The following is a 26,467-nucleotide window of genomic DNA, read 5'->3' as shown; positions in this document are numbered from 1 at the left end:
ATCTGGCAACCTTGCCTGGCGACGTCAAGTGAATTATGTATCGATCAACACAGAAAAGATCGTCATGCCGGAAAGAGGCCGTCCCCGCACCTTCGATCGAACCGCCGCCTTGCGGCAGGCGATGGAGCTGTTCTGGGCCAAAGGCTATGAGGGCACCTCGATCGCCGAACTGACCGCGGCGATGGGGATCAGCTCGCCCAGCCTCTATGCCGCCTTCGGCAGCAAGGAGGCGCTGTTTCTGGAAGCGACCGAGTATTACACCCGCAACGAAGGCACCGAGATCTGGAGCGCGCTGGACGAAGCGCCGACGGCATGCCAGGCGATCGAGAATTTCCTGCGCCAGACGGCAAAAGCGTACTCTCAGGACGACCGCCCGCAGGGCTGTCTCATCGCGCTGGGCGCACTGCACCAGGATTCAAGCAGCGGCGCGATCTGCGATGATTTGCGCCGCCGCCGCGCCGAAAACCACACCCTCTTGCTGAGACGGCTGGAACGCGGTGTGGCGGAAGGCGAATTGCCGGCGGGCTTCGACAGCAACGCGGCGGCGACCTTCTATGCGACGGTCCAGCACGGCATGTCGATCCAGGCCCGCGACGGCGCCTCGTGCGAAGCGCTGATGGCCACAGTGGCCGGAGCGATGGCGGCGTGGCAGGGGCTGGTCGGAACAGCGTGACAAAGCGCGGAGCTTGTGCTGGAAATCCAGTCGGCGGCGAAATGCGCCGGGAGGGATCATCCGTGAAAAAAGGGTATCGCGAGTTGCTCGACGAGGCCAATGCCGAGATCGAGGTGGTCTCGCCCGAGGAAGCGGCCGGGCTGCTCGACGACGAGGACACCATCTTCGTCGACCTGCGCGATCCACGCGAGATCGAGCGGGACGGCCAGATCCCCGGCGCCAAACATGTCACTCGCGGCATGCTGGAATTCTGGATCGATCCCGAAAGCCCTTACCACAAGCCGTTCTTTGCCTCGGGCAAAAGCTTCGTCTTCTTTTGCGCCGGCGGCTGGCGCTCGGCGCTGGCCACCAAGACGGCGCAGGATATGGGGCTGTCGCCGGTCAAGCACATCCTTGGCGGCTATACCGCCTGGAAGGCGGCCGGATTGCCCGTCGAGCCGGGCGGCAAGAAGAACGGTTAGCTCACCGCTCCGGCGTTGTCGGAGTCGACAATACACCCATTGGAATCAATGCAGTATCGGCTCGCGCTCGTTTTTGACAAAAGTCACAGCGCGTTCGACAACACCTTTGTCGGCGAGAATGCGACGGTGGCCGAGCCCATCGGCCCAGTGCAGCCGCACATGGCTGCCGGCGCCGGCATAACGTGTGGCATGATCGGCGGGGACTTCGCGGTCGTCCGGCGCGTGGATGACCAGCGTCGGCACCGGCGCCTCAGCCAACTGGCGGTCGCCGGTGAATTCATGCAGCGGCCGGCCCGACAGCCTTTTCACCTGATCGGCCATGGAAACCTGCGAACGCGGACCGACATTGAGCATGCGGCTGAAGTCGGCGAAGATCGCCGGCAGGGAACTTGGCGCGGCGACCAGCACCAGCCGCTCGGCCGCGACGGGCTGGATACCCTTGATCGAACCGGCAATGGCATTGGCGGCGACGGCGCCACCGAAGGAATGGCCGACGATCGCCTTGAACGGACCGAACCATTCGCCGGCGACCCTGACCGCCTCGACCGCATTGACCATATTGAGATGACGGCCCAGCGACTGGCCATGGCCCGGCAGGTCGAGCGAGGCGACCCGGTAGCCCGCATCGCGAAAGCCTTCGATCAGCGCCCGCATATATTCCGTGCGCGAACGCCAGCCATGGACCACCAGCACCGTGCCGGCGGACGCCCTGCCCGGCTCGGGCCGGAATTCGTGCACCATGACGCAGCCGGCCTTGGTCGTCAGCCGATGATGGCGCGCCTCGGCCATGAAGCCGGCGGCGCGGTCGACCGCACGCCGCTCGCCGTCGCTGAGCGCCTTGACGCTGGGCGTGCGGCAGAACAGTTCGAAGGCGGCGCGCCCGCTCAGGCGGGGCGCCACATGCTCGGCGGCGCGGAACACGCCCCGGATGACCTTCAGTCCAAATGATGCCATAGTGGCGGTCCATCCATTCCGTTCAAGCATGAACATAATAGTTCAAACATGAACATTAAACAAGAGCTGCCCTGGGACAACCCGCGCTTTCGCAACTGGGTCGCGGTGGCGCGCGCCTGCCATGTGCTGGAGCGTGCGCTGGCGGTAAAGCTGGCGCCGCTGGATCTCAAGCCGGCGCAGCTCGACGTGCTGATGAACCTCTATCGCCATCCCGGCATGTCGCAGCACGATCTCGCCCGCAAACTGCTGGTCGGCCGCTCCAACATCACCATGCTGTTGCCGCAGCTCGAGGCGCGCGGCCTGCTGCGCCGCGAAGGCGACGAGAAGGACAAGCGCGTGCTGCGGCTGACGCTTACCGAGGCCGGCACGGAGCTTTTGATGAAGGCGCTGAAGGTGCATATGGCGCTGATCGAAAAGGCGATGAGCCAGTCGACAGCGGAACAGTGCGACATGATCGGCGAACAGATGCGCAAGATCTATGACGTGCTGAAGGATACCTGAGCCGTTCGATCCACGCGCCTCCCACCTCACCACATCGTCTTCTTCGCCCGCTCCGGCCATTCCTTGTCGTAAGTACCGGCATCGATATTCTTGCGGCTGGTGACTTCCAGGATTGTTCCGGGTGTCGGCAGCGATTTCGGGTCGACGTGCTTTGCCGGGTTCCACAGCTCCGAGCGAACGATGGCGCGGGCACACTGGAAATAGACCGAATCGACATCGACCACGGTGACCGAGCGCGCCGGCTTGCCTTCGACGGCGAAGGAGGCGCAAAGCGCGGCGTCGGTGGCGATGCGGGCGCGGCCGTTGACGCGCAGCGTCGTGCCCGAACCCGGCACAAGAAACAGCAGCCCGACGCGAGGATCGCGGATGATGTTCTTAAGCGAATCGGCGCGGTTGTTGCCGCGCCTGTCCGGCATCATCAGCGTCTTCGGGTCATGCATGCGCACAAAGCCGGCGAGATCGCCGCGCGGCGAGCAGTCCAGCCCTTCCGGCCCGCTCGTCGCCAAAGCGACAAAAGGCGAGGCTTCGATGAAGGCGGCATATTCGGGAATGACGTGGTCGAGTTCCTTGACCGTCGACGCTTCGCCGGGCAGGCCGTAGAGGGCTTCGAGCTGTTCGACCGTGGTGATGTCAGACATTTTCCCGTCTCCGAACTGTTGCCAGCGTTACCCCCAGTCAATGACGTTTTGCCGACAGTGCCGAACTAGCGGTCGCGGCTGAGTCCCTTCTCCTGGAGCTCGGCGAGATAGGCATTCCAGCGCGCGTCCTTTTCGTGGCCAAGCGTGTGCAGGTAATTCCAGGTGAAGATGCCGGTGTCGTGAAAATCGTCGAAGGTGATGCGCACGGCGTAGTTGCCGACCGGCTCGATCTTCAGGATAGCAACGTTACGCTTGCCGGGAACCGTCACCCGCTGGTCCGGCGAATGGCCCTGCACCTCGGCCGAGGGCGAAGCGACGCGCAGCAATTCGGCCGGCAGTTCGAACGGCCGATGATCGGGAAAGGTGACGGACAGCAGTTTTCTGTCCTTCGAGACCCTGAGTTCCTTCGGCGCCGTCATTGTTCTGCATCCCGCATCAATCCGCCCTTCCCTACGCTGCTTCGCGCGAGCGGAAAAGGCCATTTGGACCCGGCCGACATCGGATGTCGGCCAGGGAATGTCACCAAAGATCGAGAGCGGCTATCTTGAATGGCGGGTTGGATCGTATCACATAGCCGTATATAACGGCACCACTCGTAGCATTGGAAACGCTTGAACGTATGGACATGATCGATCCCTTCGGTCGCACGATCAGCTACTTGCGCGTGTCGGTCACCGACCGCTGCGATTTCCGCTGCACCTATTGCATGGCCGAGGACATGGCGTTCCTGCCCAAGAAGGACCTGCTGTCGCTCGAGGAACTCGACCGGCTCTGCACCGTCTTCATCGAAAAGGGCGTGCGCAAACTGCGCCTCACCGGCGGCGAGCCGCTGGTGCGCAAGAACATCATGCATCTGGTGCGCCAGCTGTCGCGGCACCTGAAGAGCGGCGCGCTGGAAGAGTTGACGCTGACCACCAATGGCTCGCAGCTGTCGCGCTTTGCCGCCGAGCTTGCCGATTGCGGTGTCGAGCGCATCAATGTCTCGCTGGATACGCTCGATGCCGACAAGTTCCACGCCATCACCCGCTGGGGCCATCTCGGCAAGGTCATGCAAGGCATCGATGCCGCGCAGGCGGCGGGGCTGAAGGTGAAGCTCAACGCCGTTGCGCTGAAGGACTTCAACGACGTCGAGCTGCCGGAGATGATGCGCTGGGCGCATGGCCGCGGCATGGACTTGACCGTCATCGAAACCATGCCGATGGGCGAGATCGACGCCGACCGCACCGACCAGTATCTGCCGCTGTCGCTGCTGCGCGCTTCGCTCGAGCGCCAGTTCACGCTGAGCGACATCCCCTACAAGACCGGCGGTCCGGCCCGCTACGTCCATGTCGCAGAGACCGGCGGCAGGCTGGGCTTCATCACGCCGATGACGCATAATTTCTGCGAAAGCTGCAACCGCGTGCGGCTGACCTGCACCGGCACGCTCTATATGTGCCTGGGCCAGGAGGATGCCGCCGACCTGCGCGCGCCGTTGCGTACCTCGGAAGGCAACGAACTGGTCGCTGCTGCCATCGACGAAGCGATCGGCCGCAAGCCGAAGGGCCATGATTTCATCATCGACCGCCGCACGAGCCGCCCCTCGGTATCGAGGCATATGAGCGTCACCGGCGGCTGATTTTTCCGCGATTTGGTGCAAGGAGTGTCTCCATAGAGCAGTTCACCGTTTCACGGCGAACCGCTCTATGTCTTTGTTTTTTGCGCAATTCCGGACGGAAAACCGATCACACTTTTCCTGGAATTGCTCTAGTTCACTGGAGACATCGAATGAAGCGTCTTTCCATTGGATTGGCAGTTGCACTGATCGCGGCAGGCAGCGCCAATGCAGCGCCGTTCACCTACACCAATGCGCGCTTCGGCACGGTCTGCACCTTTCCGGACGACATCTTCACCGATCGCCAGCCCGAGCCGTACAATGGCGACGGACAGCAATGGCTCAGCGCCGACGGCGCCAGCCTGATCTGCTCCGGTATTTTCAACGTCAGTGACGACACCCCAAAGAGCTTCGTCGCCGAGGAGAAGGCAATCAAGGAAGCGGGCTACCAGATCAGCTACAGCAAGACCGGCAAGAACTGGGCGGTGCTGTCGGGACTGAAGGATGGCAAGATCTTTTACGAACGGCGCCTGTTCGGCAAGGACGGCGTCATCCGCACCGTGCGGATCGACTATCCGCCGGCCGTTAAAGCGAAATACGATCCGCTGGTCGGCGCCATTGCCGGCAGCCTCAAAGGACTGTGAGCTTTTCGGACACACACCAGAAAAAGTCTCATGCGCATATAGCTGGCGGATTTACCGCAAGCGCGTTCGAGCCTAGATTCCTTGATATAGCGGCTCGTCGCTCGGTTTGGGGGAATACGACATGCGCACATTCTTACTTTCTCTTGCAATGCTTGGGTTTGCCGCCGCGCCGGCAGCAGCACAGTCCATCAGTGGCAGCTACACCGTTGCGGGCACCAATTTCGACGGCTCGAAATATGGCGGCGAAGCCACCATCACACTGACCAGCGAGACCACCTGCACCATCCATTGGGAGACGGGCGGATCATCGTCGGACGGCATCTGCATGCGCAACGACGATGCCTTCTCCGCCGGCTATGTCATGGGCAAGGAAATCGGTCTCGTCGTCTACAAGGTAGAAGATGACGGCTCGCTGCACGGCCTGTGGACCATCGCCGGTAAGAACGGCAGCGGCACCGAGGTGCTGACGCCGAAATGAGCCTGCCGGTCATCGGCCAGCCCTCTCAGGGATTTCTATGGGTCACGGGTGAAAATCCGTGGCCTATTTCTTTGACGTTGCTGTCTTGCCGCCGGCTGCTACAGGCTTGAGCGGTTCACCGTTTCGCCGAAACGTCGAACCGCTTTATTCTTTGTTTTCACGCAATTCCGGACGGAAAACCGTTTCACACTTTTCCTGGAATTGCTCTTGCAAAACCGGTAACGCCCTTGCCTCTTTCCCCAAACATTCGCGGCGCGCTGTGCATGATGGTGGCCATGATCGGCTTCACCCTCAACGACGCCATCACCAAGTTCTCGTCGGAATCGATGAACATGGCGCAAGTCATGCTGGTGCGCGGCGCCTTTGCGTCGCTGCTCGTCGGCCTGCTCGCCTGGCAGCAAGGCGCGCTCGCGCGACCGAGGTCGATGCTGCAGCCGCTGGTGGCGCTTCGCGTGGTCGCCGAGGCCGGCGCCACCGTCGCCTTCCTTGTGGCATTAGCGCATCTGCCGATCGCCAATGTCTCGGCGGTGCTGCAGGCGCTGCCGCTGGCGGTGACGATGGGGGCGGCACTCGTATTCAACGAAGCGGTCGGCTGGCGGCGCTGGCTGGCGATCGCGGTCGGCTTCGGCGGCGTGCTGATCATCGTGCGGCCAGGCTTCGAAGGCTTCAGCGTCTATTCGCTGTACGCACTCGTCAGCGTCGCCTGTTGCGCAGTACGTGACCTCGCCACCAAGCGCATCCCGAGCGCTATCCCGACCTTGCTGGTGTCGACGGCAACGGCAATCGCCATGACCATCGTTGGCGCCGTGCTCCTGTCGCCGATGGGCGGCTGGACGCCGATGTCCGGCAAAGGCACGGCACTTTTGGCATTGGCGGCGGTGCTGGTGCTGATCGGCTACCAGTTCATCATCATAGCAATGCGGGCCGGCGACATCTCCTTCATTGCGCCATTCCGCTACACCGCCCTCTTTTGGTCGATGCTGCTTGGCCTCATCATCTTCGGCGATGTCCCCGACCTGCCGATGATCTTTGGCTCCGCCATCATCATCGGCTCCGGCCTCTACGCGCTCTATCGCGAGCGGGTCGTCGGCCGGCAGAAGCCGGCGGCCGAAAGCGCTGGACCCGACATGGCGCCGGACGGCATATAGGTTGGCCATGAGCCAAGACATTGCAGGAATTATCCTGGCCGGAGGCCTGTCACGGCGCATGGGCGGCGGCGACAAGACTTTGCTGGCGCTTGGCGGGCGTCCGCTTCTCGACCATGTCGTTGCCCGCCTGGCGCCGCAGGTCGGATCGCTGGCGCTCAGCGCCAATGGCGACCCGGCGCGCTTCGAGGCGGCCGGTCTTCCGGTTCTCGCCGATGCGGTGGAAGGCTATGCCGGACCGCTTGCCGGAATCCTCACCGGCCTCGAATGGGCGGCAGCGAATACCGCTTTCAAGGCATTGGCGACGGCCGCCGGCGACACGCCGTTTCTGCCGGTGGACCTGGTCGTGAGGCTGGCTGCGGCTGTTGACGAGCGACCAGGCTCGATTGCGGTTGCCAGTTCCGGCGGCCGGCAGCATCCGACCTTCGCGCTGTGGCCGCTTGGGCTAGGCCAGGCACTCCGCCACTTTCTGATCCACGAGGACAACAGGCGCGTCTCCGCCTTCATCGAGCGGCACAACTGTGTCGAAGTGGAATTTCCGTTGCTGACCCACGGCAGTGACGAGATCGACCCGTTCTTCAACATCAACACACCGCACGACCTTGCGGTGGCCGAGCGTCTGTTGCAGAGCATCGGCCCATGAACATCTTCGGCATCACCGGCTGGAAGAATTCCGGCAAGACCACACTGACCGAGAAGCTGGTCACAGAGCTCGTCCGGCGCGGCTGGACAGTGTCGACGGTCAAACACGCCCATCATGAGTTCGACATCGACAAGCCTGGCGCCGACAGCTTTCGTCACCGCCAGGCGGGCGCCACCGAAGTCGCGGTGGTGTCGGGCAAACGCTGGGCGCTGATGCATGAATTGCGCGGTGAGGACGAGCCGACGCTGGAGACGGTCCTGTCGCGGTTGGCCCCGTGCGACATCGTGCTGGTCGAAGGCTACAAGCGCGAGGTGCACAAAAAGATCGAGACCCGGCGGCAGGAGGCCAAGGACCGCTCGCCGCTGTCGGCGAACGACGGACATATCGTGGCGATTGCCGCCGACTTCGCGGTTACCGGCGAAAGCCTGCCTGTGTTCGATCTCGACGACACGGGAGGGATAGCCGACTTCATCGAGCGCATGACCGGCCTCAAACCCTGAGGCGCCTGCCCTCGCCCGGGTCAGCCGCCCTCTTCAGCCGTTGCATTGTCTAAGCGCGTCTCGCCTGAACGGCCTCATGCGACGCGCTTCAGGTTGTTTTATTTATGCATGTCGTCGTCCCAAAACCGCTGCGCACTTTTGGGCGACATGCATTAACCCGGCGTCGGCATTGGCTGGACCCGCAAATCCCGCAAGCAACGGTTTTACAGTTGCTTTTCTCCCGAAAACAGTGGGAGTATCGCGCCAGCGGGCGGTCAAAAGCACCGCCCCACAGAGCCGTTCCGGAACGACGGCCGGGAGCCATAAAGAGAGGACTATCATGCGTATTGCACTGCGTATCGCGCTCGCCGCATCGGCTGCGCTGCTGACGCTCGGCGTCGCCCAGGCTCAGGAAACGACCCTGAGAATCGGCACCGAAGGCGCCTACCCCCCATTCAACAACCTGACCTCCGACGGCCAGCTCGTGGGCTTCGACATCGACATCGCCAAGGCGCTCTGCGACGAGATGAAGGTCAAGTGCACCTTCGTCGCCCAGGATTGGGACGGCATCATTCCGGCCCTGCAGGCCGGCAAGTTCGACGCCATCGTCGCCTCGATGTCGATCACACCGGAGCGCGCCGAGAAGGTCGACTTCACCCACAAATACTACAACACGCCGTCGGCGATCGCGGTACCCAAGGATTCGACCCTCAAGGGCGTGACCAAGGAAGACCTGGCCGGCAAGACCATCGGCGTCGCAACCACGACGACGCATTTCAATTACGCCTCGAAAACCTATACGGACAGCACGGTCAAGGGCTATCCGAGCAGCCCCGAAGAGCAGGCCGATCTCGCCAATGGCCGTCTCGACGCGATCGAGGACGATATCGTCGTGTTGCAGCAGTTCCTGGATTCGCCTGATGGCGCCTGCTGCAAGATTCTCGGCCAGCCCTCGCCGCAGCCGGTCGATATCTTTGGACCGGGCGCCGGCATCGCCGTGCGCAAGGGCGAGACGGATCTGGTCAACAAGTTGAACAGCGCCATCGACGCAATCCGCGCTAACGGAAAGTACAAGGAAATCAACGACAAGTACTTCAAGTTCGACGTCTTCGGCGCCGAGTCCTGAACGTCTGAAACAAGGCGGCAGGGGAAGTTTCCTCCTGCCGCCTTGGCCTGACAGAAGTGGAGACAAGACCCGTCAATGCCAAGCCAGAACATATGGATACTTCTCACTTGGGGACCCGATGGCTGGATTGACGATATTGCCTATGGCGCACTGGTCACCATTGCGCTCGCGCTGGCGACACTGCCGATCGGCCTGACGATCGGTTTTTTCGTCGCCTGGGCGAAACAATCCGAAGAGCCGTCGCTTCGCGTGGCTGCCAACATCTACACCACGGTGTTTCGCGGACTGCCGGAACTGGTGACGCTTTTCCTGTTCTTCTTCGGCATGCCGATCCTCTTGCAGTATGTCATCCGTCTGTTCAGGCCGGAAGCGACGGTCGATGTCGACAGCTTCCTCGCCGGCATGATCGTGCTGTCGCTTATCTTTTCGTCCTATTCCAGCGAAGTCTTCCTTTCGGCCTTTCGCGCCATTCCGAAGGGCCAGTATGAAGGCGGCTATGCGATCGGGCTGTCGAAATGGCAGACGATGCGCAAGGTGATCCTGCCGCAGCTGCTGCGCATCGCCTTCCCCGGCCTCGAGAATTGCTGGCTGAGCCTGCTCAAGGACACCGCCCTGGTGTCGGTCGTCAATCTGGCTGAAACCTTGCGCAACGCCGGCGTGGCGGCCCGTGTCACCAAACATTCCTTCCTGTTCTACAGCGTCGCGGCGATGGTGTTTCTCATCCTTGCCATCCTGTCGTCGATCGCCACCGGCTTCATCCTGCGTTCCCTCGGGCGGAGGGAGGCACGATGAGCGTCGTGACGCGCGCCGCCGTCGACATCGAGAAGCCACCACCACGGGCGCGGGGCTGGCCGCGAGCCCGTGTCGTCGGCTATGCACTGGTCGGCTTCTGGATCCTGTTCGGCATCGGCATCGCCGTCTATCTGGTTTACGCCTGGAATGGCGAGTTCTTCGCCAGATACGCGCCTGCCTATCTGCAGGGCTTGGGAACCACGCTTGCGCTGGTGGCCATCTCGATGGTGCTCGGCGCGCTCTTTTCGCTGCCCGTCACCTATGCCCGCATGTCGAAGAACCGCTATTTGTCCGTCCTGGCCTATTGCTACGTCTATTTCTTCCGCGGCACGCCACTGCTCGTCCAAGTCTATCTCGTCTATTACGGCCTGGGCTCATTCCGGGTGCAGCTCGAATCCGTCGGACTGTGGTGGTTCTTCCGCGACGCCTTCAATTGCGGTGTGTTTGCCTTCGCGCTCAACACCGCCGCCTACCAGGCCGAAATCCTGCGCGGCGCCATAGAAAGTGTTCCGAGAGGCCAATGGGAGGGCGCTGCTTCGCTCGGCCTTCACAAATTGCAGACGCTGCGCAAGGTCATCCTGCCGCAGGCGTTTATCGTGGCGCTCCGGCCCTACGGCAATGAACTCGTCTTGATGATCAAGGCCTCCGCCATCGTTGCCATCATCACCGTCTATGATTTGATGGGCAACGCGAAGCTCGCCTACGCCAAGTCCTTCGACTTCCAGGCCTATGTCTGGGTCGCCATCGTCTATCTGGTGATGGTCGAGATCCTGCGACATGGCGTCGAATGGATCGAGCGGCGGATCACCATTCATCTGATCCGCTGAGCGGTCGGCTGTACCAGTCGATCGGCTCATGCGCGTCTTGACGAATGGCGCGTAGAGCCTAGAGCTTTCCAAGACAATTCCGTTCCGTCTGAAGGGCAAACTCATGGCATCTGTGGCATTTCTCGGTCTTGGCGTGATGGGCTATCCCATGGCCGGGCACCTCAGGAACAAAGGCGGCCACGACGCCACCGTCTACAACCGCACCGCGGCGAAGGCGGAACAATGGGTGGCCCAGCATGGCGGCAAGTCTGCCGCGACGCCGGCGGACGCCGCAGAGGGCCAGGATTTCGTCTTCTCCTGCGTCGGCAATGACGACGATCTGCGCTCGGTGACGACCGGGGCCGATGGCGCCTTCGCCGCGATGAAAAAAGGCTCGGTCTTCATCGACAACACCACCGCTTCGGCCGAAGTCGCGCGCGAACTGGCCGACGCCGCTGAAAAGGCCGGCTTTTCCTTCCTCGACGCGCCGGTTTCCGGCGGGCAGGCGGGCGCCGAGAACGGCGTGCTGACGGTGATGGTCGGCGGCGAGCAGGCTGCCTTCGACAAGGCCAGGCCGGTCATCGACGCCTTTGCCCGGATGGTCGGGCTGATGGGTCCGTCGGGCGCCGGCCAGCTCACGAAAATGATCAATCAGATCACCATTGCCGGGCTGGTTCAGGGACTGGCCGAAGGCATCCATTTCGGCAAGAAGGCCGGGCTCGACATCGAGAAGGTCATCGAGGTGATTTCCAAGGGCGCTGCCGGGTCCTGGCAGATGGAGAACCGCCACAAGACGATGAATGCCGGTAAATATGATTTCGGCTTTGCCGTCGACTGGATGCGCAAGGATCTCGGCATCTGCCTCGATGAAGCCGACCGCAATGGCGCGAGACTGCCGGTGACCGCCCTTGTCGACCAGTTCTACAAGGATGTGCAGGCGATGGGCGGCAAGCGCTGGGACACCTCGTCCTTGCTGGCGCGCCTGGAAAAATAGGCGTTCGCAATGGCCGAGCTTTCGCCCCAATCGAGCGCCGATGAGATCGTCGCCCATTTGCGCTCGATCGGCTCGGAGGACAATCGCCGCGGTATGCTGCGCTACGGCATCAAGACCGAGCGCGCGCTCGGCATCTCGCATGGCATGCAGCGGCAGATCGCCAAAAAGATCAAGCGCAACCACGAGCGTGCTTTCGAGCTTTGGCAGACCGGCATCATGGAGGCGCAGTTCATCGCTTCCGTCACGGCCGACCCGAAGCGCTTCTCAGCCGCGGATGCACGACAATGGGCCGCGTCCTTCGATTCCTGGGATATCGTCGACGGCGTCTCCGATCTCTTCGTCGACACGGACGCCTGGAAGGAGCTGATTGAAGAGTTCGCGGCGGACGAGCGCGAGTTCGTTCGACGCACGGCCTTTGCGATGATGGCGTGGTCCGTCGTGCACCGGAAGCAGGAGCCGGTGGCGACTTTCCTCGGCTTCCTGCCGATCATCGAAGCGCATGCCGCCGACAGCCGCAATTTCGTGAAGAAGGCGGCAAACTGGGCGCTTCGTTCGATCGGCAAGCGATCGTTGGAGATGCACGGTGCTGCCCTTGCCGTGGCCGAACGGCTGGCCCAGTCGACCGACAAGACGGCTCGCTGGATTGGCAAGGACGCCGTACGGGAACTCACCAATGCCAAGATCATCGAGCGGATCGCCGCCAGAAAAGGCTGACCTGGCAACCCGTTTGCCAACGCAACCTGGCCGCCGGCTCTCGCAGACATATGATGCGGCTCAAGCGTTGACGCAATTGGCCAGGACGTCTTTACTCGGCCTATGGCCAAACATCTCCAATCGACCCTCGCGCTTGCAGCCGCGTTGTTGACAGCCGGTACCTTCGACGCCTCAGCGCAAACCGCGCATATCTTTTGGAAGGATCTCCGCCCGGCGACGCAGGCGGTGGCCGAAGATGCCGGCCTGCCGATGATTGCGGCAAAACTGCCCGATCGTGGCGAGACATTGTCGCTCAACCTGCAGGACAAGACGGTACAATTAGCCGGCTATGCATTGCCGGTCGACCGTGATGGCGATCTCGTCTACCAGTTCCTGCTGGTGCCGTGGACAGGCGCTTGCAGCCACATGCCGACGCCGCCGCCCAACCAGATCGTGCTGGTGACGCCGGCCCGTCCCTACAAGATGTCGCAGGCCTATGAGTCGGTTGCCGTGACCGGCGCCTTGCGGCCCGGCTTGGAGAAGAGCCAGTTGTTCATTCTCGACGGCGTCAGCATCATCCAGTCCGGCTACACCGTACGCAAAGCCGATGTGGTGGCAGTCGACACGGTGCCGGACACGATCACGCTGCCGGTCAACTCGCCCTGGAGTTTCCTCAACAAAAAGAAAAACTAAGCGCCGCCGGCTTGTGCAGCGTCACCGCCCAGTCACGGACAACCGCGCTCAGGCCGCGTTGGCGCCGGATTCCTTGTCCAGCAGCATGTAGTCGAGCGGCATTTCGGTCGTGTACTTGATCTGCTCCATGGCGAAGGACGACGACACGTCGCGGATCTCGATCTTGGCGATCAGCCGCTTGTAGAAGGCGTCATAGGCGGCGATATCGGGCACCACGACGCGCAGGAGATAGTCGACGTCGCCGCTCATGCGGTAGAATTCGACAACTTCGGGAAATTCCTGGATGACTTCCGAGAAACGCCGCAGCCATTCATGGCTGTGCGAATTGGTGCGGATCGACACGAAGACGGTGACGCGCACATTGACCTTTTCGTGGTCGAGGATGGCGACGCGCCGCTTGATGACTCCCTCTTCCTCCAGCTTCTGGATGCGGCGCCAGCACGGCGTCGTCGACAGGCCGACTTTCTTGGCGACATCGGCAACCGCGAGCGTCGCGTCCTCCTGCAGGAGGCGGAGAATTTTTCTGTCGAGGCGATCCATTGAGGTGCTCCTGGTGCAGGCCGCGTTCCCTCGGGCGCGACGCGCTTTGGGAATAGATTGGCTATACTCCCTCTTATTTCGGCCTTTCACAAGAAAGAAATTCTGCCGGATGGCACAAAAGCGAGTGATATCTTGCTTAAAGTCTAATCTATGCGATAGCGGATTTCCGATCTCAGAAACGGCAGCAAATCCATTTCAAACCATGGATTCTGCTTCAGCCATCCTGAGTTGCGCCATGACGGGTGTGGCAGCGGCAGCACTTTCAGGCTGGCCGGCGCATCCCAGATGGTGCGCCAGTCCTTCACGGTTTCGGTCAGCGACGGCCGGCGCGTGGCGCCCATATGCCAGGATTGCGCGTAGGAGCCGATTGTCAAAACGAGGTCGATCTGCGGCATCAGCGCCATCAGCGGCGCGCGCCAGGCCAGCGCGCATTCTCGGCGCGGCGGCAGGTCGCCGCCCTTTGCGTCCTGGCCGGGGAAGCAGAACCCCATCGGCACGATGGCGAATTTATCCGTGTCGTAGAATTCCTCGCTGGTTACGCCCAGCCAGCTTCGCAGCCGGTCGCCGGACGGGTCGGTGAACGGCATGCCGGACGAATGCACCTTTGTGCCTGGCGCCTGGCCGGCGAGCAGGATGCGGGCGCTGGATGATGGCAGCAGCACCGGGCGCGGCTCGTGCGGCAGTGGCCTGCCGACCGGAGTGTCGACGCAGATGCGGCAGGCGCGGACCTTTGCCGTCAAGCGTTCGAGTTCCGCCTCCATCAGGCGGAAGCGCTCGGACGGCTCGAGACGGCGCTGTACCAGCGCAGCACGTTTGTGCACTCGTCCGGCACTTTGATGCGCGCTGGTTTCATGAAATCCATGGCGATCATGCCGGTGATATCGGCGATCGAATAGGCGTCACCGGCGGCGAATTCGCGGTTTGCCAGTTCGGGGTCGAGCAGTTTCAGGAATTCGACCGCTTTCGCCTTGTTGGCCTCGCCCCATTCGGGGATCTGCGGAATTTCCCATTCCTTCATCGCCGGATGGATGTGGCGAAAAGCCTGGGCGACGCAGCTGAGCAGATTGAACTCCATGCGCCTTTGCCACATCTCGACCTTGGCCTTGCCGAGCGCGCCTTGCCCGAACAGCGCCGGTTCGGGATGCAGTTCCTCGAAATAGCGGCAGATGGCGACGGATTCGGTGAGGATGGTGCCGTCGTCGAGCTCCAGCACCGGCAGCCGCTGCAGCGGGTTGCGCGACCTGACCGGCTCCTGCTTGTGCCCCATCGCACCCATATCGACCGGCACCAGTGGCACTGCGATGCCCTTCTCGGCCAGGAAAACCCGCACGCGCCGCGGATTGGGGGCGCGGCCGCCATCGAACAGTTTCATGCTTTCCTCCCGATATGGTCCTTCAACTATAGTGCTCGTCACCAGACGCGAAACATCTCTCGCAAGGCGTCACCGACCGAAGCCAGCGTGCCGTGCTTTCTTTCGAGCGGGCCGCCGTGGTGGCTTTCGCGCCAGTCTTGCGGCGCATCGAAGGTGCCGGCCCAGATGCCAACCTTGCCGGCGCGGGCAATGGCCTGCTCGGTGTCGAAATCGCCATAGGCAATTGCCCAGCCGGCCTCAACCTGGGCCCGGTTGAGATCCTTTCCACCGGCCTTGCAATCGCCGAGCAGGCGGCCGTAGCGCTCGCGCTGCCAGCCGCTGCAGGTCACCGGATTTCCTGATATCAGCCGCACCAGCGCCTGGCGCGCCAGCCTGCCGCAGGCGTAGTCTGCGCCATCCCTACGGCAGATCTGCTGGTATTCCGGAGCGTCGATGCCGCGCATGCGGATACGTTCGGTGCCAAGAGTGAGTGAATCGCCATCGTTGACGATCGCCACCCCTTCCGCCTTGCGCGTCTCGAAACGGTCAAGGCGTGCGGCGAGCAGGATCAGCAGGCCGAGCAGAATGACCGTCAGCGCGTAATCCAGCAGCTTGCGCCACAGGCTTCGCGGCGGCGGCGGATAGTATCGCCGGGGCGGCCTTGGCGACCACGAACGGCTCATATGGCAAACAGTCTCTTAATCATTCGAACGTAGCTTAACGAATTGAGATCGCTGCGCGCATAAATCGAAGTTTCCATGCCTCTGCTACGCTCGAACACAGCGGATAAATTCATTGTGGACCGCCGGAAACCGCACCGCAACAGCGATGTGGCGCGCGCGGTGCGCAAGACGCGCGACCGTCTTTCGCAGCAGGTCGGCAATCTCGACTTCGACCGCGAGCTGCTGAAGCTGCACGCCGGGACCATGGTGGGCGGCGCAGCCGTCATCCCACTGCTGGTGTTGGCGGTCGCGGCGGCCGGGCTGCTGGCCGGTGTGGACAAACAGATCAGCGTCTGGGCGCTGTTCACCCTGATCTGCTATTCGATCGTCGCCTTCATGGCGCGGCGCGTCGGCCGCACCGAAGCTGCCGAGCTCAACCCTGTTCGCACCCGCAGGGATTTTCTGATCGGCCATTCGCTGTGCGGCCTCGGCTGGGCGTGGTTCGCCTGGCTCGGCTGCGCCACCTGCCAGATCGACCAGTTCCAGGTGGCCAAGGCGGTGGTGCTGCTGCTGGCCATGGCGACGACCGCTATCATGGCGTCGTCCTTGCGCGGCTCGCTGCTTGCCACCTTCGTCGTTCCGGTGGCGGTCTATGCCTATGCCGAAACGCAATTTTGGGTGCCGGTCGGGACGATCATGGTCGCCCTGCTGGTCGCGGCATTGCCGTTCTTTGCCTATATCGCGCGCCATCTCAACCGCTCGTCGCTGATACTTCTGTCCTTCCGCTCCGAAAAGGATGCGCTGCTCGCCGAGGTGGAGACCGCGAAATCGATGTCGGACGAAGCTCGTCGGCGGGCCGAAGACGCCAATCTGGCGAAGTCGCGCTTCCTTGCTTCGATGAGCCATGAGCTCAGGACGCCCCTCAACGCCATTCTCGGTTTTTCCGAGGTGATGGCCAATGAGGTGCTCGGGCCGATGAGCAACCCGACCTATCGCGACTACGCCCGCGACGTGCACGATTCCGGCCAGCATCTGCTCGACCTGATCAACGAAATCCTCGATCTGTCGCGCATCGAGGCCGGCCGCTATCAGCTCAACGAAGAGCCGGTGATGCTGCTCAACATCGCCGAAGATTGCTGCCACATGATGGAATTGAAGGCGCGCAACAAGGACATCCGCATCGTCCAGGATTTCGAAAGTGCCCTGCCGCGGCTGTTCGCCGACGAGCGCGCGGTGCGGCAGATCACGCTCAACCTCCTGTCCAACGCCATCAAATTCACCGCCACCGGCGGCGAAGTTCGCGTGCGCGTCGGCTGGACGGCGGGCGGCGGCCAGTACATTTCGGTCAAGGACAATGGGCCGGGCATACCGGAAGACGAAATCCCGATCGTGCTGTCCGCCTTCGGCCAGGGCTCGATCGCCATCAAGAGCGCCGAACAGGGCACCGGGCTCGGACTGCCGATTGTGCAGGGCCTGCTCGCCATGCATGGCGGCGAATTCGAACTTCAGTCGAAATTGCGCGAAGGCACCGAGGCAATCGCCATCTTCCCGCTCGCCCGAGTGATGGAGGAACTGCCGGCGCTGCCAACCAAGACCGTGGCGGCGGCCCGCCGACGTTGAAAGCTTGTTCTAGGCTTTGACCGCCGCCGCCATGCCCGAACTGGTAAGCGCCGCCGCCTTGACCAGACCGGCGGCAAGGGCGGCCCCTACCCCTTCGCCGTGGCTGATGCCGAGATCGAACAGCGGCCTGAGGCCGAGCCGCTCGGCGGCAAGCCTTTGGCCGGGTTCAGGCGACTGGCTGGCCAGCAGGCAATGGTCGAGCGCACCCGGGTTGGCGGCATGCAGCACGGCAGCGGCAGCGGTCGCGGCGAAGCCGTCGAGCAGCACCGGGATTTTTTGCATCCGGGCGGCGAGGATGGCGCCGGCAATGGCGGCAAACTCGCGGCCACCGACCCGGCGCAGTGCTTCCAACGGGTCCTTCAGAGCCGCACCATGGAAGGCGACGGCTGCATCGACTACATCAGCCTTGCGCGCCTGCATGGCCGCGTCGGCACCGGAGCCGGGGCCGACCCAGTCGGCGCCGCTGCCACCGAACAGGGCGGCGCACAAAGCCGCCGCAACGGTGGAGTTGCCGACGCCGAGATCGCCGAGGCAAATCAGATCGGAGCCACCGGCAATGGCTTCCATGCCGAAGGCCATGGTGGCGGCGCAGCCGCGTTCGTCGAGGGCGGCGTCCTCGGTGATGTCGGCGGTCGCAATGTGCAGCGCCAGATCGAACACCTTGAGGCCAAGATTGTTGGCGACGCAAATCTGGTTGATTGCCGCACCGCCGGCGGCGCACAGCTCAACGGCGTTTGCGGTCGCAGCGACAGGGCGCGGCGAGATGCCGTGGCGGGTCACGCCATGGTTACCGGCGAAGATCGCCACCAGGGGCCGGTTCACCGCCGGCGGGGCGCGCCCGCTCCAGGCAGCAAGCCAGGCGGCGATGTCCTCGATGCGGCCAAGCGAGGCTTTCGGCTTGTCGGCCTTGGAAAACAGGGTGCGCACCCTGTTTTCCGCGACTGTGTCGGCAGGCGGCAGGCTCGCCAGCAGATTGCGAAAGTCGTCGAAGGGCAGCGCGCTGGTCATGTCGGTCCTGATCATTCCCTGTGGTTGATCAGCGGCATAACCGCCTTGCCCGGCCGGCACAACTCCCCTCGACATTGGCGCGAAAGCGGTTGCCCGCGCCGCATTCCGAAGGGCTTGCATTGGCTTTGCCGTTGCACCATGTGGAGATGGAACGAGGGATTCCGGACGGAACCTTCAAGAGAAAGTCATGACGGCCATCGAATCCCCGTGCATCCTGGTCTGTTCGATCGACATGAAAACCGGCTTCTGCTTCGGCTGTGGCCGCACGCGCGATGAAATCGGCGCCTGGATGGGGATGACGCCGGAGGTACGCCGCAGCGTCATGGCCGAGTTGCCGGCCCGATTGGAAACGGTCGAGCGCCGGCCGCGCCGGGAAACACGCCGCAGCCGCATGGCGCGCGAGCGCGACGTCCTCTCTTGAAACGGCAGGTCCAATGAACCGGCTGTTCTGGATCGTGATGGCGGCAATCGGCCTCGGGCTGGTGCTGCTGATGATCAACAACGACGCCGGCAGCACGTTCGGCATCGAGAATTACGATTTCAGCCGTCTGGTCTGGCTGGGGGCGATCGGCTTGCTGGTCAGCGCCGGCCTTGTCCGGTCCGGCAGGCCGCTCGGCGTCATGGCCCGCAATCTCGGCACGTGGGCCCTGATCGTGCTGGCGCTCGTCGCCGGCTACCAGTACCGCTACGAGTTGCAGGATTTCGCCAGCCGGGTGACGGCGGGCCTGGTTCCCGGCAGCCCGCTGGCGCTCGGCGTCGAGGACGGCCATGCCACCGTGACCCTGGACAAGGCCGACAGCGGCCATTTCGAGGCCCGCATCACGATCAACGGCGCGCCGATCCTCACCGTCGTCGATACCGGCGCGACCAGTACAGTGCTCACCGCCGAAGACGCGCAGGCGGCCGGCTTCAATCCGGCCGCGCTGAGCTTCACCGTCCCGGTCTCGACCGCCAATGGCATGGCACGCGCCGCTTCGGTGCGCACCGACGAACTGGCGATCGGCGGCATCGTGCGCAAGAACATGCAGGTGATGGTCGCCGCGCCCGGCGCGCTCAGCCAGAGCCTGCTCGGCATGAACTTCATCGGTTCCCTGTCGGGTTTCGACGTGCGCGGCGACCGGATGATTCTGCGCGACTGAACTGCTTAAGCGGCCTTTTCAACACGGTCGAAATCGACGGCAGCGAACGCTGCCTTCAGCACATCCGGTCCGGCGCCGGGTTTCGTCGCGTCGGTGGACAGTATCTGCCGGAAGCGGCGCGCGCCCGGCAGGCCGTGGAACAGCCCGACCATGTGGCGGGTGACGTGGCCGAGCCGCCCGCCCTGCTCGATATGCCGCGCGGCGTAGTCGGCCATCGTGTCGATCAGCGCGGCAAAATCGTAGGCGCCGGCCTTGTCGCCGTAGAATGCCGCGTCGACGCCGGCCAGGATGCCTGGCGTGTGGTAGGCGGCGCGGCCAAGCATGGCGCCATCGACATGATCGAGGTGGCGAGCCGCCTCTTCTAGCGATTGAACGCCTCCATTGATGCCAATGAATTTGTTCGATTTTCTAGCCTTGAGGCGATAGACCCTGTCATAGTCGAGCGGCGGGATGTCGCGATTTTCCTTCGGGCTCAGACCCTCCAGCCAAGCCTTGCGCGCATGCACCCACAGCGCGTCGGCGCCGGCCGCGAAAACGCCGTCGGCCAGCGCGTCGAGCGCGGGCTCCGGATCCTGCTCGTCGACGCCGATGCGGCATTTGACCGTCACCGGGATTTTCACCGCCGCCTTCATCGCCTCCACACAATCGGCGACGAGGTCAGGCACTTTCATCAGGCAGGCGCCGAACGTGCCGGATTGGACCCGGTCGGACGGACAGCCGACATTGAGATTGATTTCGTCGTAACCGAACGCCTCGCCGATGCGCGCCGCCTCGGCCAGCTTTTGCGCATCGGAGCCACCGAGTTGCAGTGCCACCGGATGTTCGGTCTCGTCAAAACCAAGCAGCCGCTCGCGCGCACCATGGATGACAGCGTCCGCCACCACCATTTCGGTGTAGAGCAGCGCACGCTGCGTCAACTGGCGGTGGAAGAACCGGCAATGCCGGTCCGTCCAATCCATCATGGGTGCAATAGCCAGTCTATGATCTTGATTTTTCAGCATTTTTTCTTTAACATCAAATCGTTAGAGCAGCCCGAGTGCACGCGAATTTACGCCAGAATACGACCCTTTTCGCCACGTTTCGATCTCTCAGTGCACACGGAGCGCACACGAGAAAATGGCCACCTACACAAAACTCTCGTCCGGTTCATGGCGTGTCCAAGTCCGTCGCAAGGGTCGCTACGTTAGCGAGACCTTTCTGCGCCGAGACGACGCCAGGCGCTGGGCAACCTAAACCGAGCGCCAAGTCGATCACGGTGAGACGCCGACCAAGTCCGTATAGCGCGCCTGAAAACTTTCGGCGAACCCATCGACCTTCATATCGACGACATGTGCGATGTAGGCAAGTCCCCTCGCCGCTCCAAGGCCGCAGCCCTCGATATGCTCCAAAGACATCTGGGGAAGTGCAACATAGCTGCCCTTGATCGCGAACGGCTCATTCGTTTTGGTCGCGACCGGGCCGCCCAAGGTGCCGGACCGATGACGCTCGGCATCGACATTGGCTTTGTAAAACTCATTCTGGCTCATGCCGCTGCGGTGCACGATCTGCCCGTCAAGGTCGAACCGGTTGATCTCGCGCGTATTGCCCTGAAGAGGCTTCGCGTGGTTGGAAAGGGCATCAGCGCGACAGGCGCCCCACGCAGGATGAACTCGACAGGCTGGTCGGTCACTTCGTGTCACCATGACGACGTTTCAGATAGCCCATTTAGATGGACCCGTTGCCATCCGATGATTTAGCGGGCTTAGGTTATACTGGCCCGAAGGTGGAGGAGCGCATGCCGGGGCAGTTTGCAATCGGGGTCATCGGCTACGCTGTCGCGGTAAACTTGCTGGCTTACGCCACCATCTCGTTCGACAAGGCTATGGCCAAAAACGGTGCCCAACGCATTCCAGAGTCGACGCTTCTTACACTCGCCATCATTGGCGGTAGCATCGGGACTGTGATCGCGCAAAAGACGATCCGGCACAAGACGCGCAAGGAGCCGTTCCGCTCCAGCCTGGCTCGCATCGTCCTTCTCCAAGTCCTCGCGGTAATCGCGATTGAAGTGGGATTGCTCTTTCCGGGATTGCCCGAAGCGCTCTCGCAATTACTGACATTCGGAGGCGAATTCGGGGGCCTCTAGTTTCAAGGGTGTCAAGAGCGGACGTTCAGGTCATACAATTCGCGACATGGCCGAAACGGATGAGGGCGCGCATTGCCTGCTGGCAGATTTGGCGGCAAGCGGCGCGTCCATCCGGCCGGCACCTAATAATTGTTACCCAGTTACGTGGTGCTGTCCCTGGTAGCCGTTCTGAGTGGCCCGGCACCTTGGCGGGGCTCCACCAAGTACGCGCCGGGCCTAGCCGGAAGTGGACTATCGGGAAACCGGCTGGGGCCACATGCGCACCATCTGGACATCGGCGAAACATGCAGACGAATGACGCTCTGCCACGCGCTGAGAGCTTCCCTGCGTCGGCCTCTATTTGCTAGCAGGGACGGCGGTTTCGAGAAACACGCCAAGCTTGGTCTCGTCTTGCAATCCCGCAAACCAGCGCCACGCCGTAAAGCTGGATCCAGGTCCCGTGAGCGGATCGTCCCAACCCATTCGGATGACGGCAGCGCACGCTCTAATCTTAACTTGCTCCCAATGAAAGGCTCCAATGCCAAGCGGCACCGGATCAGCGATGAATGTGGGGCGCCCTACTGGAACCGTCCCCGACTGGTGCCCCTCAATGCGCGGCTAGCGTCAACCTTCGCGAAAAAGGAATGAGCATCGGCACCTTTCGCGAGTACGAGTCATATTCGGGAAAGGACAAGGACAAGACGCGTTCTTCGTTCAAGATCCGCCAGTATTGAATGGCGAAATTCACCACGACCGACGTGATGACCACGGGTGACGGATTGGCCGCGACGGCTCCGAGCATGAAGAGCGATTCCGCGAGATAAAGCGGATGACGGACGACGGCGTAAGGACCGCGCGTTACCAATCGGCGGGCCTGCGCATCGATCGAAAACGATCGGCCGAGCCAGAGAAGGCAATAGGCAGAGCCCGTCATGCCCAGGAAAACCAGCAATGCCGCAACGGTTTCCATGCCCTCTGTCGGTGTTGGGCGAACCATGATGGCGATAGTCGTGAGCATAAAGGTTCCGCAGACAGCCGCGATGCGCGGCGCCCAGCCAAGGCTGATATCCCTAGGTGGGAGCCGGATAATCGTAAAAGTGACCATCAGCGTGGAGAAGACGAGCGAAGACGTGCGCGAGACGCACTGGAGCATGAAGTCGTCTGGAGATATTTGCGCGTCACCAAAGAGTGCGGCGAGGTCCGCTACCCCGCTAAGCACGAAAAATGCAAAGACCAGCATGAGGAGCAGGCGACCCGCGAAGTCGAACGACCAGATTTTCATGATCCACCCCCCAAAGCCCGACGGAGAATGAAGCATTTCTTAACCTTGCCCGCAACTTCGATCTTAAGAAAGCGTTAACGCTGTTCTTAACGTCGAATTAGCCGAAGTTCCCTAACTTGGGTACATCGACCTTGAGGCGCTGTAGCTTATGTTTCGGCAATCTGTGCGAATTCTGGTGGTGCTTGTCAGCCTCCTGATCGTGGCGGCTGGCGTTTTCATCGGCCGGCTTCCTGTTCAATGCGAGTGGAAACTTGGCACTGGCCCCATGAGCGCTTGTATCAATCGCGCGATCATCCGCAACGGGGATCGCTTTGAGACGAAGCGGATGCATGCCTCAGCGTGATCCGGCCCCGCTTGAGTCACTCCCGATATAAGTCACGTCTCGGACGACAGGGCACCCGCTTCGTATAAAAGCCTTTGCGTATCCGCTGCGGATTGCCTGCTTGGCGACTTAGTATTTGATCGGGCATCAATGCTGTTCGGGCTGGGCAGTGGCGGGCCCTGAACGCGAGCGCCTGGGACGGTAGGTGACGAATGCCACCAGGAGCTGTCCAGAGCGCATCGCCGATCCCTGCTTGAACGATTCATAATGCGGTCCGGGGCATTTTTGCAACAGCTTGTTCAGAAATATCTAATATAATCGGTCCTGCTGTTGGATTCGGCATATTCGGCCTATAGCAGACTTGGGGAAAATAAGTGCTGGGTGGGGAAAGGTCCGCAAAGCGTGTGCAGGAGGGGCTGGGGTTTGGCGGCAGTAGCCGTCTCCGCTTTGTTTCTGGCCAGCTGCCAGACCGGAGATATGTCCTCCTATGGCGACAGCGCCGCCTCCGTAAAGGACCTCCCCGACGTGTCTTTCTACAAGACCGATGAGTTGGTCGCACTGGGCAAGACCCAGTTCAAGGAAAAGAACTACGGAATGTCCTACGCGCTCTTCAAGCGCTCGGTCGAACTCTTCCCCAAGGACCCACAGGCCTGGCTCGGCTTTGCGGCTTCTGCCGATCAGATTGGCCGTTTTGATACATCCGACCTCGCCTATCGCCAGCTTGCAACGATGATCGGCGGTCGCCCGGAATACTACAACAACGTCGGCTACTCCTATCTTCTGCGTGGAAATCTCCAGCAGGCGCGACGCAATTTCCTGAAAGCCTATGAGTTGGACCCGTCGAACGAGACGACTGCCAATAACCTTCAACTGCTCGCCAACAGCACTGCATTAGCGAAGCGGCCGTGATGCCATGTCTTCACGGCGGTTTTGGAAAGACGGCTGAACTGAGATGGATCCGACGGCTCGGCTGCTCCCGTTGAAACAACCGGTCCGGCGAGGCGGTAATGCTTAACTTCGTCGTCGGCAGTGAACCGGCAATTCTGGAGTATCCCCAAAACTCGGAACCGCCAGAGCCGGGGCCGTTGATGCAGAAGGCCGGAGTGGCCGGCGGCATAGCCATCACGTTGAACGTCATCTCGCTTGCTTTGGCCATCGGCATGGTCGTCATGCTGATCTTTCTCTTCCAGTCGATCCGCGAGGTTTCCGCGCTCGAGGATCGGCTTTCCGGCCTCGGTCAATTCGAGACGCGGCTTTCCAGACAATTGGACACCGTCAACCAGGGTGTCCAAAGCCAGTTCGGGGAATTGAACCGGCGGATCTCGGCGCTGGTCGATCAGACCGCGCAACTCGAGAAGCAGGTGGCGAAGCTCACGGGCGAAAACCAGGACATGAATGAGCGTTTGCAAGCGGTCTCCGAGGCCGGCGACAACGTGCTCGCCGCCCCGGAACCACCGAGGGAAATCGTTCTGAGCGCTCCGCCGTCGCAGCCGAAGGAAGTGCGTTCCGAACCTGCCCGTCCGGCCAACCCGGTCCAGTTCGAGCGGACCGTGTCGCCCGACGGAAAAGTAACCTACAGCAAAGTCCGCAAGTAAGTTTCGGCGGAACCAATCCTTAACGGAGAAGGTTCATCGTCTGCGCAGACATTGCGGGGACGACAGATGCTGAAATATGTCGCGAGATTGATCTACCTAGCGCCCACGCTGACTTTTGGCCTCGGCGCGGCGTTCATTGCGTCCGCCTACCGGCTTGGCGCCTCACCCGCTGATCCCGCGGCCTGGCAAGGTTTTATAACCCTCGCCCCGCTGGTCCGCGAGCCGGTCTACCTGGTTGCCGGGCTGCCGGGTTTCGGTTACGCCGCCGCCTTCGTCGTATTTGCGGCTGCCGCACTCGCCGCCGCCGTGATCGCCTTCTCGTCCCGTCCAGCCGGCAGGGCACTATTTCTCCAAGCCCATCTGGCTCTCCTGATGCTTTTCCTGTCTATGGGTCGCGCCGGAGTGTTTTCAGCCGGCACCGACACGGGCGGCATCGGCCCGACATCGCGGATCGACTGGACGCCGGATTTCAGCAGCTTTCCCGCCCTTGGCGTCGGCCTTTTTGCAGCCGTCGCGTTGGCCTGCGCGGTCAGTCATCTGTTCGTCATACGCGACATGATTGCGCAGTCGAACGCGAAGCGGCAGGTCGAGATCCGGCTTCTGACCGCTCTGCGTGAGTTCGCTTGAGACGAACTGTCCTGTACGTTCGCTCGCCAGCGCCACGTGGCGCTTGACGACAACCAGATCTATCAAACCCCAAAATATCGTAAGTACATCGCGACCAGCGCCGCGGCGGCCATGATGACGCCATAGGGCACCTTCCGCGATATTCGGATCTCCTCGATGCGGGACAGCGCCGGCCATGCCTGGTATTGCAGTGGCACGGAAAACTGCAAGGCGAGGCTGACCATAACCCCGCCGACCGCAAGCCCCACGGCGAACGAGAACAGATGGTTCAGCCCGACGAACAGGCCGATCGGGAAGAACAGCTTCGCGTCGCCGGCGCCCATCATCCGAAAGGCCCACAGCACGAAGCCGATGGTGAGCAGCAACAGGCCGGCGGCAAGATCGCCCTGGAGCGGCGAATCGCTATTTGTCCCTGCCAGAATGCCGGCCCCAGCCGGGTTCGCCCAGCGGATCAAAGCCAGAAGCGCATAATCCGCAACAAGCGCCAGAACCGTCCAGTTGCGTATTTTCCAGGTTAAGAAGTCCTGCCATGCGGCGATGAGGATCAATCCCGCCGCTGCGGTGATGGCCAATACACCTAGGAATTCCATCCCGCCTACCCCCTCTTGCATACCAGCATATTGCCGGTCCCAAACTGCCCGAATCATTAGGACTGATTTTAACGCCATCGGCCGCGACATGCCCGACGAAAGCCTCCGGCGCGCCGGCTGCGATCGGCAATTTGATCGGGTCTTAAGGGAACTGGCGGCCGAATTAGTCGGAAACCTCAAGCCAAAAGTGACCAGAAGGAGGCGCCACGGCCGGCGACGGATGGTCTTTGTTGTGTTTCGACTCACAGCTCTTTCCGAACTGCTTCCCCGGCCAAGTAGGAGCAGGTGCATAGGACCGTTCTTAATTTACCATAAACCA

General features: G+C 62.1%; 34 protein-coding genes. 22 read left to right on the top strand and 12 right to left on the bottom strand.

The features are described 5' to 3' along the window. The first annotated feature begins 64 nt into the window (after positions 1-64). Positions 65-673, top strand: a complete 609-nt coding sequence (locus AC3EML_RS20655) for a TetR/AcrR family transcriptional regulator (protein ID WP_023748790.1) — start codon at positions 65-67, stop codon at positions 671-673. 62 nt (positions 674-735) lie between these two features. Continuing rightward, positions 736-1,134, top strand: a complete 399-nt coding sequence (locus AC3EML_RS20650) for a rhodanese-like domain-containing protein (protein WP_023688500.1) — start codon at positions 736-738, stop codon at positions 1,132-1,134. A 45-nt stretch (positions 1,135-1,179) separates the two neighbouring features. On the opposite strand, the gene AC3EML_RS20645 is transcribed toward AC3EML_RS20650, so the two are convergent. After that, entirely contained in the window at positions 1,180-2,088 is a 909-nt protein-coding gene (locus AC3EML_RS20645) for an alpha/beta hydrolase (RefSeq protein ID WP_023668996.1), read from the bottom strand. Positions 2,089-2,136: 48 nt separating this feature from the next. Here AC3EML_RS20645 and AC3EML_RS20640 point away from each other — a divergent pair, with 48 nt between their 5' ends. After that, positions 2,137-2,589, top strand: a complete 453-nt coding sequence (locus tag AC3EML_RS20640) for a MarR family winged helix-turn-helix transcriptional regulator (protein ID WP_023668997.1) — start codon at positions 2,137-2,139, stop codon at positions 2,587-2,589. Between the two features lie 26 nt (positions 2,590-2,615). Here the strand turns inward: AC3EML_RS20640 and AC3EML_RS20635 are convergent, their stop codons facing one another. Both AC3EML_RS20635 and AC3EML_RS20630 read right to left on the bottom strand, forming a co-directional pair. After that, complete coding sequence (locus AC3EML_RS20635; protein ID WP_023688503.1) at positions 2,616-3,227, bottom strand: pyridoxamine 5'-phosphate oxidase family protein; 612 nt, start codon at positions 3,225-3,227, stop codon at positions 2,616-2,618. Between the two features lie 65 nt (positions 3,228-3,292). Next, on the bottom strand, positions 3,293-3,646 hold the full coding sequence (locus AC3EML_RS20630; RefSeq protein ID WP_023668999.1) for a gamma-butyrobetaine hydroxylase family protein: 354 nt from the start codon (positions 3,644-3,646) through the stop codon (positions 3,293-3,295). Between the two features lie 200 nt (positions 3,647-3,846). On the opposite strand from AC3EML_RS20630, the gene moaA reads away from it, so the two are divergent. The 12 genes from moaA to AC3EML_RS20570 all read left to right on the top strand — a co-directional run bounded on the left by moaA (position 3,847) and on the right by AC3EML_RS20570 (position 13,311). Further along, on the top strand, positions 3,847-4,842 hold the full coding sequence (gene moaA / locus AC3EML_RS20625) for a GTP 3',8-cyclase MoaA (protein WP_031214771.1): 996 nt from the start codon (positions 3,847-3,849) through the stop codon (positions 4,840-4,842). A gap of 149 nt (positions 4,843-4,991) precedes the next feature. Beyond that, positions 4,992-5,462 carry a hypothetical protein gene (locus tag AC3EML_RS20620; RefSeq protein WP_023669001.1) on the top strand — a complete coding sequence of 157 codons (471 nt, stop codon included), beginning with the start codon at positions 4,992-4,994 and terminating at the stop codon, positions 5,460-5,462. Between the two features lie 121 nt (positions 5,463-5,583). After that, positions 5,584-5,940, top strand: a complete 357-nt coding sequence (locus tag AC3EML_RS20615) for a hypothetical protein (RefSeq protein ID WP_023832161.1) — start codon at positions 5,584-5,586, stop codon at positions 5,938-5,940. Between the two features lie 227 nt (positions 5,941-6,167). Beyond that, positions 6,168-7,088: a DMT family transporter gene (locus tag AC3EML_RS20610; RefSeq protein WP_352520353.1), complete on the top strand. Its 921-nt coding sequence runs from the start codon at positions 6,168-6,170 to the stop codon at positions 7,086-7,088. Positions 7,089-7,095: 7 nt separating this feature from the next. Next, positions 7,096-7,728: a molybdenum cofactor guanylyltransferase MobA gene (mobA, locus tag AC3EML_RS20605; RefSeq protein WP_023726593.1), complete on the top strand. Its 633-nt coding sequence runs from the start codon at positions 7,096-7,098 to the stop codon at positions 7,726-7,728. Continuing rightward, a complete protein-coding gene (gene mobB, locus AC3EML_RS20600; RefSeq protein WP_023738823.1) occupies positions 7,725-8,228 on the top strand; it encodes a molybdopterin-guanine dinucleotide biosynthesis protein B in 504 nt (167 codons plus the stop codon). Before mobA ends, mobB begins: the two co-directional genes overlap by 4 nt. A gap of 319 nt (positions 8,229-8,547) precedes the next feature. Further along, positions 8,548-9,333 (top strand): ABC transporter substrate-binding protein, encoded by a 786-nt coding sequence (locus AC3EML_RS20595; RefSeq protein ID WP_023688509.1) that lies wholly within the window; start codon positions 8,548-8,550, stop codon positions 9,331-9,333. A gap of 75 nt (positions 9,334-9,408) precedes the next feature. Next, entirely contained in the window at positions 9,409-10,125 is a 717-nt protein-coding gene (locus AC3EML_RS20590; protein WP_023669007.1) for an ABC transporter permease, read from the top strand. Then, a complete protein-coding gene (locus AC3EML_RS20585; protein ID WP_023734703.1) occupies positions 10,122-10,952 on the top strand; it encodes an ABC transporter permease in 831 nt (276 codons plus the stop codon). The genes AC3EML_RS20590 and AC3EML_RS20585 overlap by 4 nt, the downstream gene beginning before the upstream one ends. A gap of 103 nt (positions 10,953-11,055) precedes the next feature. Then, on the top strand, positions 11,056-11,925 hold the full coding sequence (locus tag AC3EML_RS20580) for an NAD(P)-dependent oxidoreductase (protein WP_352520352.1): 870 nt from the start codon (positions 11,056-11,058) through the stop codon (positions 11,923-11,925). A gap of 9 nt (positions 11,926-11,934) precedes the next feature. Continuing rightward, on the top strand, positions 11,935-12,639 hold the full coding sequence (locus tag AC3EML_RS20575) for a DNA alkylation repair protein (RefSeq protein WP_023752262.1): 705 nt from the start codon (positions 11,935-11,937) through the stop codon (positions 12,637-12,639). Between the two features lie 102 nt (positions 12,640-12,741). Then, positions 12,742-13,311 carry a DUF3299 domain-containing protein gene (locus tag AC3EML_RS20570; protein ID WP_023734700.1) on the top strand — a complete coding sequence of 190 codons (570 nt, stop codon included), beginning with the start codon at positions 12,742-12,744 and terminating at the stop codon, positions 13,309-13,311. A gap of 48 nt (positions 13,312-13,359) precedes the next feature. Here AC3EML_RS20570 and AC3EML_RS20565 read toward each other — a convergent pair whose 3' ends face one another. The 4 genes from AC3EML_RS20565 to AC3EML_RS20550 form a co-directional block, all read right to left on the bottom strand. Continuing rightward, on the bottom strand, positions 13,360-13,851 hold the full coding sequence (locus AC3EML_RS20565; RefSeq protein ID WP_023669013.1) for an Lrp/AsnC family transcriptional regulator: 492 nt from the start codon (positions 13,849-13,851) through the stop codon (positions 13,360-13,362). 143 nt (positions 13,852-13,994) lie between these two features. Next, positions 13,995-14,612 carry a uracil-DNA glycosylase family protein gene (locus tag AC3EML_RS20560; RefSeq protein WP_023688514.1) on the bottom strand — a complete coding sequence of 206 codons (618 nt, stop codon included), beginning with the start codon at positions 14,610-14,612 and terminating at the stop codon, positions 13,995-13,997. Further along, positions 14,612-15,223, bottom strand: coding sequence for a glutathione S-transferase (locus tag AC3EML_RS20555; RefSeq protein ID WP_023708349.1), 612 nt, complete (start codon positions 15,221-15,223; stop codon positions 14,612-14,614). The genes AC3EML_RS20560 and AC3EML_RS20555 overlap by 1 nt, the downstream gene beginning before the upstream one ends. A 38-nt stretch (positions 15,224-15,261) precedes the next feature. Next, entirely contained in the window at positions 15,262-15,885 is a 624-nt protein-coding gene (locus AC3EML_RS20550; RefSeq protein ID WP_352520351.1) for a thermonuclease family protein, read from the bottom strand. A gap of 75 nt (positions 15,886-15,960) precedes the next feature. On the opposite strand from AC3EML_RS20550, the gene AC3EML_RS20545 reads away from it, so the two are divergent. Continuing rightward, complete coding sequence (locus tag AC3EML_RS20545; RefSeq protein WP_023734699.1) at positions 15,961-17,484, top strand: sensor histidine kinase; 1,524 nt, start codon at positions 15,961-15,963, stop codon at positions 17,482-17,484. 9 nt (positions 17,485-17,493) lie between these two features. Here the strand turns inward: AC3EML_RS20545 and AC3EML_RS20540 are convergent, their stop codons facing one another. Further along, on the bottom strand, positions 17,494-18,492 hold the full coding sequence (locus AC3EML_RS20540) for a nicotinate-nucleotide--dimethylbenzimidazole phosphoribosyltransferase (protein ID WP_352563381.1): 999 nt from the start codon (positions 18,490-18,492) through the stop codon (positions 17,494-17,496). Positions 18,493-18,679: 187 nt separating this feature from the next. Here AC3EML_RS20540 and AC3EML_RS20535 point away from each other — a divergent pair, with 187 nt between their 5' ends. Both AC3EML_RS20535 and AC3EML_RS20530 read left to right on the top strand, forming a co-directional pair. After that, positions 18,680-18,913 carry a DUF1289 domain-containing protein gene (locus AC3EML_RS20535; RefSeq protein WP_023824914.1) on the top strand — a complete coding sequence of 78 codons (234 nt, stop codon included), beginning with the start codon at positions 18,680-18,682 and terminating at the stop codon, positions 18,911-18,913. 13 nt (positions 18,914-18,926) lie between these two features. Then, on the top strand, positions 18,927-19,631 hold the full coding sequence (locus AC3EML_RS20530) for a TIGR02281 family clan AA aspartic protease (protein ID WP_023734698.1): 705 nt from the start codon (positions 18,927-18,929) through the stop codon (positions 19,629-19,631). A 5-nt stretch (positions 19,632-19,636) separates the two neighbouring features. Here the strand turns inward: AC3EML_RS20530 and dusA are convergent, their stop codons facing one another. Further along, on the bottom strand, positions 19,637-20,632 hold the full coding sequence (dusA, locus tag AC3EML_RS20525; RefSeq protein ID WP_352520349.1) for a tRNA dihydrouridine(20/20a) synthase DusA: 996 nt from the start codon (positions 20,630-20,632) through the stop codon (positions 19,637-19,639). A 249-nt stretch (positions 20,633-20,881) separates the two neighbouring features. Further along, positions 20,882-21,313 (bottom strand): hypothetical protein, encoded by a 432-nt coding sequence (locus AC3EML_RS20520; RefSeq protein WP_156937242.1) that lies wholly within the window; start codon positions 21,311-21,313, stop codon positions 20,882-20,884. 92 nt (positions 21,314-21,405) lie between these two features. On the opposite strand from AC3EML_RS20520, the gene AC3EML_RS20515 reads away from it, so the two are divergent. After that, positions 21,406-21,753 (top strand): DUF1294 domain-containing protein, encoded by a 348-nt coding sequence (locus AC3EML_RS20515; protein WP_023734695.1) that lies wholly within the window; start codon positions 21,406-21,408, stop codon positions 21,751-21,753. A gap of 586 nt (positions 21,754-22,339) precedes the next feature. On the opposite strand, the gene AC3EML_RS20510 is transcribed toward AC3EML_RS20515, so the two are convergent. After that, on the bottom strand, positions 22,340-23,014 hold the full coding sequence (locus AC3EML_RS20510; protein WP_352520348.1) for a methyltransferase family protein: 675 nt from the start codon (positions 23,012-23,014) through the stop codon (positions 22,340-22,342). Between the two features lie 799 nt (positions 23,015-23,813). On the opposite strand from AC3EML_RS20510, the gene AC3EML_RS20505 reads away from it, so the two are divergent. From AC3EML_RS20505 to AC3EML_RS20495, 3 genes are all read left to right on the top strand, one after another. Further along, positions 23,814-24,245: a tetratricopeptide repeat protein gene (locus AC3EML_RS20505; protein WP_352520559.1), complete on the top strand. Its 432-nt coding sequence runs from the start codon at positions 23,814-23,816 to the stop codon at positions 24,243-24,245. A 98-nt stretch (positions 24,246-24,343) separates the two neighbouring features. Continuing rightward, positions 24,344-24,931, top strand: coding sequence for a hypothetical protein (locus tag AC3EML_RS20500; RefSeq protein ID WP_352520346.1), 588 nt, complete (start codon positions 24,344-24,346; stop codon positions 24,929-24,931). 66 nt (positions 24,932-24,997) lie between these two features. Further along, on the top strand, positions 24,998-25,558 hold the full coding sequence (locus AC3EML_RS20495) for a hypothetical protein (RefSeq protein ID WP_352520345.1): 561 nt from the start codon (positions 24,998-25,000) through the stop codon (positions 25,556-25,558). 62 nt (positions 25,559-25,620) lie between these two features. Here the strand turns inward: AC3EML_RS20495 and AC3EML_RS20490 are convergent, their stop codons facing one another. Further along, positions 25,621-26,238, bottom strand: a complete 618-nt coding sequence (locus AC3EML_RS20490) for a prepilin peptidase (RefSeq protein WP_352557214.1) — start codon at positions 26,236-26,238, stop codon at positions 25,621-25,623. Positions 26,239-26,467 lie beyond the last annotated feature (229 nt).

It is taken from the genome of Mesorhizobium sp. P170090 (assembly GCF_057786115.1).
This window is presented reverse-complemented; position numbering and strand designations above follow the sequence as displayed.